Source organism: Pandoraea sp. B-6 (genome assembly GCF_000282835.1).
GTDB lineage: Bacteria > Pseudomonadota > Gammaproteobacteria > Burkholderiales > Burkholderiaceae > Pandoraea > Pandoraea cepalis.
In genome coordinates, this window is the sequence record NZ_AKXS01000334.1 from 1 (window position 1) to 711 (window position 711).

The following is a 711-nucleotide window of genomic DNA, read 5'->3' on the forward strand; positions in this document are numbered from 1 at the left end:
CGCAAACGCGATACACCCCCGTCGGGAATGATGTTGAAGCGAATGTGCGTGATCGCCCCCAGCTTCTGTACCTGCTCTTCAAAGCTGAATTGCTTGTCCATCGCCAATTTCTGCTCAGGCAACAGCTCAGGCCAGAACATCGACTGCGTAATCAAGGACTGCTCGGTGCCGCCCGTCACATACGCCGCCTGAATGGAACAACGATCCGGGAAGTTGCCCTTGAAGTGCGCCGTGTCCACTTCGATCTTCGCAATCTCGCCCGGCTGCGCCAACGCAATGATCGCCCAGTCGTTGCCCGGCTCACGACGTCGACGCGTCTCCCACCCATCGCCCATGTTCACCCCCCGGCCCGGCATCAACAGGTTCGATGCCATCCCGAAGTGCTGGTTGTTCGCCGCCACGACGTAACCGCCATTCTCCATCGCGATGAGGTCGATCAGCTCGTCACGCGAGCGTCGCGCCCAATCGCTCTGCGGCAACCCATACACGCGCAAACGCGCCAGGCCACCATCGGGGTACAGGTTCACTCGCACATGGGTCACCGCACGCGACTGCGTAATCGCATGGTAGTGGTGCGCATTGCCCTGCAAGCTGGTCGACGCCAGCAATTCGAACCACTCGGCCGACTCGCCCGGGGCGCCGTCCGGGCTGTGGCAACCCTCGAGCGACGCGGCCGGCGGAAAGTTGCCGGTGAAGTGGCTGGTGTCGAGG

At 62.4% G+C, this 711-nt stretch carries 1 protein-coding gene; it reads right to left on the reverse strand.

The features are described from left to right. Positions 1-711, reverse strand: a 711-nt coding sequence (alc, locus tag A985_RS0103325) for an allantoicase (protein ID WP_017232003.1), incomplete at both ends; no start/stop codon positions are given.